The organism is uncultured Campylobacter sp. (assembly GCF_938030785.1).
Classification (GTDB): domain Bacteria; phylum Campylobacterota; class Campylobacteria; order Campylobacterales; family Campylobacteraceae; genus Campylobacter_B.
The window spans coordinates 1-7,484 of record NZ_CALHIK010000150.1; the positions used below are offsets into that span (position 1 = coordinate 1).

The 7,484-nt window shown below is 49.5% G+C and carries 4 protein-coding genes; 2 read left to right on the top strand and 2 right to left on the bottom strand.

Going from position 1 to position 7,484, the window contains the following annotated elements:
- A partial coding sequence (gene recJ / locus Q0438_RS08755; RefSeq protein WP_299190206.1) for a single-stranded-DNA-specific exonuclease RecJ occupies positions 1 to 1,562 on the bottom strand: 1,562 nt, incomplete at its 3' end.
- Positions 1,552 to 3,183: a CTP synthase gene (locus tag Q0438_RS08760; protein WP_299190207.1), complete on the bottom strand. Its 1,632-nt coding sequence runs from the start codon at positions 3,181 to 3,183 to the stop codon at positions 1,552 to 1,554. The genes recJ and Q0438_RS08760, both read right to left, overlap by 11 nt.
- Positions 3,184 to 3,321: 138 nt before the next feature.
- On the opposite strand from Q0438_RS08760, the gene Q0438_RS08765 reads away from it, so the two are divergent.
- Complete coding sequence (locus tag Q0438_RS08765; protein ID WP_299190208.1) at positions 3,322 to 4,764, top strand: DUF945 family protein; 1,443 nt, start codon at positions 3,322 to 3,324, stop codon at positions 4,762 to 4,764.
- A 381-nt stretch (positions 4,765 to 5,145) separates the two neighbouring features.
- The coding region (locus Q0438_RS08770; RefSeq protein WP_299190210.1) for a ribonucleoside-diphosphate reductase subunit alpha at positions 5,146 to 7,484 on the top strand (2,339 nt) is incomplete at its 3' end.

Below are 7,484 nucleotides of genomic sequence, written 5' to 3' on the forward strand. Positions count from 1 at the left end.
AGCTCCTTGATGATGAGCTCGGGCGTGATCGTGCCGCGGAAGTTGTTTTTGCTAATCGTAAAGATCGCGTCCACTCGCTCACCGGCGCGCGGCAAAAAGTCGTAGTTGAAAAACAGCGCCTCGACGCTGCCGCCGTTTTTGTCAAGCGCCATTTTGATATGCTTGCCCTCCTTGCCGATCTCTCTGATATTGCGGGCGCGCGCGCCTTTGATACAAAAGAGCGGGCGCGGATTTTTCTGCCCGTAGGGCTCGTAAAATTCTAAAATTTCAAGCAGCTCGAAGTCTATCTGCGACGCGTCCAGCTCGCCCAGTAGATCGTCTTGCGCGCTAAAATCGCTCAGATCCTTGGGCGTAATGCGCTCATTTACGCGCCGCTTAAACTCCTGAAGTAACGCGGGATCGATCCCCACGCCCGCAGCGCCCTTGTGCCCGCCGAAGGTCGTTAAAATTTCGCTTTGCGAGGAGATCAGCTCTAAAATGTCGAATTTACCGATGCTGCGCGCGCTTCCTTTGGCGCGCGAGTCGCTTACGCTAAAGACGATTGCGGGCTTTTTGTAGGTCTTGCTTAGGCGGCTTGCGACGATGCCGATGATGCCTTCGTGCCACTGCGGACCCCACACGACGATGACGTTGTCACTCGGATCGACGCTTTTTACGATCTCGTCGTAGAGGCTTTTCTCCTCCTCTTTGCGCGAGTTGTTGATGGAATTTATCGTCTCTAGGTAGTGGTTTGCCTCTCTGATATTTTTGGCGCATAGGAAGTTATACGACATCGTCGCATCGTCCATCCGCCCCGTGCAGTTGATTAGCGGCGCGATCGTGTAGCTGATATCGTCGAATTCGAAATGCTTTTTGAAATAGTGCTCCTTAATCGCCTTGAAGCAGGCGCGGTTCGAGCTATTTAGCCGCTTGATGCCGAAGCGCAAAAGCGCGCGATTCATGTCGCGCAGCTCCATCATATCGGCGATTATGGCGATGATGAGGATATCCATCGAGCTTGCCATATCGTAGTTCACGCCGAGGGTTTCTTTTAGCGCGCCTACGAGATACCACGCTACCTGCGCGCCGCAAATTTCGATATTTGGAAAGGTGCAATCGGGCTGCTTCGGATTGATTATCGCATAAGCTCGCGGCAGCACGGGCGGGGGCATGTGATGATCGGTGATGATGAGATCGATCCCCTTTTGAGCGCAAATTTCGGCAGCTTCCGTCGCGGAGGTGCCGTTATCTACCGTAATGATGAGATCCACATCCTCAAGCTCGCCTATGATCTCGCTGTTTAGCCCGTATCCGTCGGTGAAGCGGTTTGGGATCTTGATAACGTAATCCGCGCCTATTTGATTGAAAAAATCGCTCATTATGACGGTGCTTACGATACCGTCGACGTCGTAATCGCCGACTACGGCTATGCGCTGGTTTTCTTCGATGGCAGTTTTTATGCGCAAAGCCGCCTTATAGGTATCTTTTAGATCGCAGGGTAAGGGAATTTCAGAAATTTTAGTATGCCGATCGTTCGCAAATCTCGATTTTAGAATTTCCCTTATCTCATTTTTACCTAGCATTTTTTATAGATGCTTCGATAAAGCCCAAAATAGCGGGATTTGGGCGCACTAGACGGCTGGTAAATTCCGGGTGAAACTGCACGCCCAGAAAAAACGGATGGTTTTTTAGCTCGACCGCTTCTATAAGCCCGTCGCTCTCGCCGCAGACGATAAGACCGTGCTTTTCAAACTCGGCGCGGTATTTCGGATTGGCTTCGTAACGGTGGCGGTGGCGCTCGCGAATGGTCTTTTGCTCGCCGTAAATTTTACCCAAAAGCGAGCCTTTTTTGACGTCGCAGTCATAGCCGCCCAGCCGCATAGTGCCGCCCATAGGGGATTTGTGCGTGCGGATCTGCTTTTTGCCGCTTGCGTCGATGAAGCTATCGATGAGGTAGATCACCGGATCTTCGGTCTGAGGGTCAAATTCCGCAGAGTTGGCATTTTTCAGTTTTAAGACGTTACGTGCAAACTCCACCATCGCAAGCTGCATCCCTAAGCAGATACCCAAAAACGGCACCTTATGCATCCGCGCGTAGTTTATGGCTAAAATTTTACCCTCTATCCCGCGCGAGCCGAAACCGCCCGCGACTAAAATTCCGTTTACGTCGCGGAAAATTTCATCCACATTGCTTGCTTCAATTTTTTCGCTATCGATCCATTTTAAATTTATCCGCGTATCAAGCGTCGCGCCTGCGTGGATTATCCCCTCGGTGAGGGATTTGTAGCTTTCTTTCAGATCGATATATTTGCCCACAAAGGCGATCGTGGTTTCGTTCGTAGGCACAATGACGCGCTTAACGAGGCTGTCCCAGTTGCTCATATCGACTTCGAGCTTATTTAAGCTTAGAGTCTCCGCGATCGGCGTTAAAATATCCTGCTTCAAAAACGCAAGCGGGATCTGATAGATGCTCGCGCTATCGGGGCTTTCTATGACGCAGTTTTTATCCACGCCGCAGCTTAGCGCGATCTTATCTTTAAGCGCGCGATTTAGCGGCATTTCGGAGCGGCAGATTATCATATCGGGGCTGATACCGATGCGGCGCAGCTCGCCTACGCTGTGCTGCGTGGGCTTGGTTTTCAGCTCGCCTGCTACTTTGATGAAAGGCACGAGCGTGAGGTGGATATTCATCGTATTTACCCTACCCAGCTCCACTCTCATCGCGCGGATTGCTTCTAAAAACGGTAGCCCCTCGATGTCGCCCACGGTGCCTCCGATCTCGACGATCAGCACGTCGTTGCCCTCGCCCGCCTTTTTTATGCGGCGCACGATCTCGCCTACGATGTGAGGGATCACCTGGATCGTTTTGCCCAGATAATCGCCCCTGCGCTCCTTTTCGATGACGGAGCTGTAAACTTTGCCCGTGGTGAAGTTGTTATCTTGGCTTAAATTTTCATCCAAGAACCGCTCATAATGCCCAAGATCCAGATCGGTCTCCGCGCCGTCGTCGGTGACGAAAACCTCTCCGTGCTCCAGCGGGCTCATGGTGCCGGGATCGACGTTGATATAAGGATCCGCCTTTAGGATGCGCACCTTTTGCCCCGCGTGCTTTAAAAGCGTCGCGATCGACGCCGCCGCAATGCCCTTACCCAGCGAGCTCAGCACTCCACCGGTGACGAAAATATATTTCGTTTGTTTTGCCATAAGTTTTCCTAAATTTTGATATTAATGCCGCGATTATAACTTCTTTTAGGTTAAAGCACACTAAGCTAGAATTTGAAAATTTTAGAAATTTACGGCAAAATACGCACCCAAATAAATTTTAAATTTAAAGGAGAGATGATGAAAAAGATCATCGCGGCTTTAGTGCTCATCGTAGCGCTTATAGCGGGCGTTTTTGTGGCGACAAAGGACGCTAAAACGGGAGTAGCTAAAAGTGTAAACGATAGCATAACCAAAACGGTTGACGGTGCGGTCGGCAAGAGTGCCAGCGCGGCGATTGAGCAGCAGATTGCGGAATTTATCGCTAGAAACGAAATTTTCGAGACTAAGAGCGCTAAATTTTATCCCGGAGATAGCAACTCAAGCGGCTTTATCGAGGGTACGGTCAAAAAAGAGAAGCTTCAGGCCTATCTGACGGACGGCGTCAAAAAAGTTAAAGAGCTTGCGGATCGCGACGATGCGAACGAGACTCTGGATTTTGATCCTAAAGAGGTCTTCCCTCAAGATTTTGACTTCCGCTACGATTACACTATCAAACACAGCGTAAAGGATGTCGCGGCGGGCTTTGAGATGGACGGAACGATAAAAGTTAAAACGCCTTATTACGCAGAGCCGATAAAAGAGGTTTTTAAAACCGATGCGCCGATAAACACGCATATTCTATTCGGTCCGGGCGATATAAAATATGAAGCCAAGCTGGTCGATATAAATTTCGCAGAAGATAGCGAGATGGTGCGTATAGCGGGCTTTAGCATAGGCGGCGTTAGCGATATGAGCGGTGAGGTCATCAAGGGGCTAAATTTTAAACTTCCGGAGTTTTTCGTGGATGACGGCAAGCAGATCGGCATAGATATGAAAGGCCTTGGATACGACGTCGCGTTTCCGAACGAGGTAAAAAAATCCGACGATCTTTTATCTAAGCTGATAATGAGCGATATAGACTATAAGGCGGGCATCAAGGAGCTAGTCGTTACCATCAATAGGCAGCGCCTCGTCGTAGCTACAAATTTAAGCTCCGAGGGCAACAACCGCATCAAAAACGGAATTTTAACCTCCGAAGACGAAAGCAAAATGGAAACTCTTAAGATCGCCGACGTGCTTTTGCGAAATATTCACTCAAGCGTAGGAATAAACCTAAGCGCGAAGCTATATGAAAAATTTGCCTTTGCCGGATCTAAGGATTTCGATGAGCTTGCGGAAAACAAGGAGCTTTTGAAAGAGCTTTTGAAAGACGATATTAAATTTGAGATCAAAGATTTTTCGTTTGAAAATAGCCTCGGCAAAAAATTTGCTTTCAACTTAAACGCGCTAGTTGGCGGCTTTATAGACGAAGAAAAGCTCTTTGAAAAGATGGAATTTGGCGGCAAAGCTACGATAAATACGACCATCACGGACTTCCTATCGCCTTACGACAGCCTGCGCGATTTTGCGCCGATGGCTGAAGTTTACGGCTCCGAGTTCCTTAAACCGGACGGACAGGGCGTTAAGATGGAGTTTAGTTACGACAAAGCCAACAACGCTATAAATTTAAACGGAAAGCCTATCCCGCTACCGCGCAACTAAATTATTAAGCTTTGCGGGCGGATTTTAAGCTTGCCCGCAAAGATTTTTGTTTTCCTGCTTTTTCGGCGCAAAATTTCGCAAAGCTCCGCGTAAATTTTCCCTGCAAAATTTCGCGGCTCTACCATAAAATTTCGCTCAAATTTTACCGCATCGTTTCTGCCCGCCTTGCTAAATTTTGACCCTATAATCGAAAAATTTTATCCTTTAACGACAGATATTCTTAAGCAAATTTGGCTATAATGCGCGCTTTTGCAGCGCAGCTAGCGTAAATTTAAAAGACGGCGGATTATGAGCGGCATTTATTACGCCGCCTCTTTTGACGACGTATTTTATATTGGGAAACTAACGCTAAATTTGCATTTTTAAATTTCAAGGAACGATATGAAAGTAATCAAACGCAACGGCAGAACCGAGGAACTTGACGTAAGCAAGATCAAAAAATACACGAGCGAGGCGGTAGAGGGGCTGGAAAACGTAAGTCTTAGCGAGCTTGAGGTGGACGCAAAGATCCAGTTTCGCGATATGATCACCACCGAAGAGATTCAGCAAACCCTCATCAAAACCGCGGTCGAAAAGATCGACGTGGATCGCCCGAACTGGACCTTCGTCGCCGCGCGGTTATTTTTATACGATCTGTATCACAAAGTAACGGGCTTTAGCGGCTATAACAGCCTGAGGGATTACTTCGCTCGCGGCGAGGCAGCGGGCCGTATAATGCTCGGCTTAAAGGAAAAATACGATCTTGAGGATCTAAATTCTTATTTGCAGCCGCAGCGCGATTTGCAGTTTAACTACCTAGGCATTAAAACGCTTTACGATCGCTACCTCATCAAGGATAAAAGCGGCGCGCCGATCGAGCTTCCGCAGCAGATGTTTATGGCGATCGCGATGTTCCTTGCGCAAAACGAGCTTGACTGCCAGAGCTGGGCGAAGAAATTTTACGATCTCATATCTAAATTTGAAGTCATGCTGGCTACTCCGACGCTCTCAAACGCCCGCACGACGCGGCATCAGCTAAGCAGCTGCTACGTGGGAAGCACGCCCGATAATATCGAGGGGATTTTCGATAGCTACAAAGAGATGGCGCTTCTGAGCAAATTCGGCGGCGGTATCGGCTGGGACTGGTGCAAGGTGCGCGCGATGGGCGGCAGCATCGACGGGCATAAAAACGCCGCGGGCGGTATCATCCCGTTTTTAAAGATCACCAACGACATCGCAGTCGCCGTCGATCAGCTGGGCACGCGCAAGGGCGCTATCGCCGTGTATATCGAGCCGTGGCATATGGACGTGAGCGACTTCCTTGATCTGCGCAAAAACTCGGGCGAGGAGAGGCGCAGAGCGCATGAAATTTTCCCCGCGCTGTGGATAAACGATCTGTTTATGAAAAGGCTTCAAAGCGGCGGCAAGTGGACGCTCTTCGATCCTGCGGAGGTAAGCGATCTAAGCGATCTATATGGCGCGGAATTTGAAGCGCGCTACGAGCAGTACGAGGCCGATGATAAAATTTCAAAATCCACCATCCTGGCAAAGGAGCTTTGGAAGAAAATTTTAACGAGCTATTTTGAGACCGGAATGCCCTTTTTATGCTTCAAAGATAACGCCAACCGCATCAATCCAAACGCGCATCAAGGCCTGATTCGAAGCTCAAATTTATGCACCGAGATCTTTCAAAACACGGCGCCGAACCACTACAAAATCAAGGTCGTTTTCGCTGACGGCAGCGAGAGGCTGTTTGAGGAAAACGAAGAGGTAAGAACCGACGCAGGCATCGTAAAAAAGGCGAAAAAGATCACCGCGCTAGACACGCTGGGCGGCAAAGAAATTTTTATCGTAGAAAAAGGCTGCGACGAGGGTGCGACGGCGGTTTGCAACCTCGCAAGCGTAAATTTAAGCAAAATCAACAGCCGCGAGGAGATAGCTCGCGTGATGCCGATTGCCGTGAGGATGCTCGATAACGTCATCGATCTAAATTTTTACCCGCACGCCAAGGTCAAACACACCAATCTAAAAACCCGCGCGATAGGGCTCGGCGTAATGGGCGAAGCGCAGATGCTTGCCGAGCGCGGCGTGGAGTGGGGCAGCTACGAGCACTTCGAGCTGATCGATAGGATAATGGAAAACGTGAGCTTTAACGCAATCAAGGCAAGTTCAAATTTAGCCGTAGAAAAGGGTAGGTATCCTGATTTTACGGGCTCGAAGTGGAGCGAAGGAATTTTCCCGATCGATTTAGCGAACGAAAACGCCAAAGCGCTCGTTAAGCGCGGCGGGCTCTTTGAGCAGAGCAGCTGCGATTGGGACGGACTGCGCGAGAAAGTAAGGCGCGACGGTATGCGAAACGGCTACCTGATGGCGATCGCGCCGACATCGAGCATCAGCATACTCGTAGGCACCACGCAGACGATCGAGCCGGTGTATAAGCGAAAGTGGTTCGAGCACAACCTAAGCGGCATGATCCCGGTCGTCGTACCAAATTTAAGTCCAAAAACGTGGCAGGCGTACGTACCTGCATACGAGCTTGATCAGCGCCTACTCGTAAAAGCAGGCGCTATCCGCCAAAAATGGATCGATCAAGGCCAGAGCCTAAATATTTTCATGAGCCTAGATAAGGCAAGCGGCGGCTATCTAAGCGAAATTTACACGCTTGCATGGCAGCTCGGGCTAAAATCGACTTACTATCTACGCTCCGAAAGCCCCGATAGCGAGAAGCTAAACAACGTCGC